Source organism: Clostridium tarantellae (assembly GCF_009295725.1).
Lineage (GTDB): Bacteria > Bacillota > Clostridia > Clostridiales > Clostridiaceae > Sarcina > Sarcina tarantellae.
Genome location: NZ_WHJC01000481.1, coordinates 1 through 1,570 on the forward strand (window position 1 = coordinate 1; position 1,570 = coordinate 1,570).

General features: G+C 19.6%; 1 protein-coding gene and 1 pseudogene. Both read right to left on the bottom strand.

What is annotated here, in order from left to right:
• A partial coding sequence (locus GBZ86_RS15775) for a hypothetical protein (RefSeq protein WP_152892236.1) occupies positions 1 to 384 on the bottom strand: 384 nt, incomplete at its 3' end.
• Between the two features lie 12 nt (positions 385 to 396).
• Positions 397 to 1,570 (bottom strand): annotated as a pseudogene (locus tag GBZ86_RS17455) (hypothetical protein); the annotation flags it as partial.

Below are 1,570 nucleotides of genomic sequence, written 5' to 3' on the forward strand. Positions count from 1 at the left end.
ATTTATAAGTTTTTTTATCGAACCTGCTTCTAATATAGCATTAGAAATGAACTCTAAAATCTTATTATTTATATTAAAATGAATTTCATCAAATAAATATTTTTCAACCTTTTTAAATATAATTAATCTAGTTATATTATCCAAGCCATATTCATTATTTTTCAAATCTAATGCTACTAATAAATATACTTCAGATGGTATAGTATACCTATTTTCTGTTGCATTAATAAGCTCATTTATAAATTCTTTAGGAATAGAAAAGTTTTTTTCAAAACAATTATTTAAAAGTTCTATTGATTTTTCTTTTATTCTTATAAAAACTTTCATATTAATTTTGCTTTCATAATCATCTTTTAATATATTAACTAAATTTATAAACTCCATATATATCACCTCCTATTTCCAAAATGTAATTGTTTCTACTAATTTTTTAAATATACTTTTGGATTTTTTTAAATCTTTTTTATCTGCTATTTCTATTAACTCTTTTTCTTCTGATATAGGATTAACATTCCTATACCCTTTCATTATTTCAGATATTTCATCTATATTATTGTTTGATTTTTCTTTTGTATTGAATCCATTATTTCTTTCTCCTCTAAAATCAGTGTCATTAATATTTTTATTATCACTATTGATTGATTTAAGAAAAACTTCTTCATTATTTTTATTTGTTTTACCTTCACATATATTATCTTTTCGTGTTTCTTGTATATTAGTTTCTTTATATTTACCTATATTAAAATCATCAATATTGATTCCTGACATTCTTATAAAATCTTCATAATTATTATTTTCATTCTCGCTATTAACATTATTTATTAATGTCCTAGCTTTATTTTCCTTAACTTCATTTATAGTATCTTTTGATGTTTCTTGCACATTAAACTTCTCATTTTCTCCCATACTAGAATCATAATTACTAATTTCACCATATTCATTATAGATTCCATTTAACTTTAAAAATAAATTAAACTTATCTTCATTTGACTCTTTATTCAAACTCTTACTTAAATTTAATGCTTCATTATATTTTATCCAAGCAATTTTATTTTCTAGTTGATTTAAATATTTCGCAAAACTTTCATCTATAAATAACTTATAAGCTCTATCTCTATTCTCTCTATAAAGATTAATATAATCATTTAATGTTTTAAAAGGCATATTTACTATATCTTCATTTTCACATCTAATAGTGAATTGTAGCTTATAAATTCCATAATCTGTATATATTAATATAGTTTCAGTAAAGTTATATTCTATTTCACTATTTTCATCTATATTTATTTTTAATTTCAAATTTAAATTATTAACTTTATAGGTAATTATATCTTTGTGCTGAATTGAAACATTCTTAATATTAAAAGGTATATCTTCACATTTAAACTTTATTAAATACTCTTTATCTATACCTTTATTTTTTTTATATCTTATTAAATTATTTTTTTCTAATCCATGACTAATATTAATTTTATTTATATTTATTATTGCTGAATCATTTAATAATTTAGCTATTTTAACAAAATTACTATTGTTTATATTTAAATTTTCATCTATAGATATATCATTT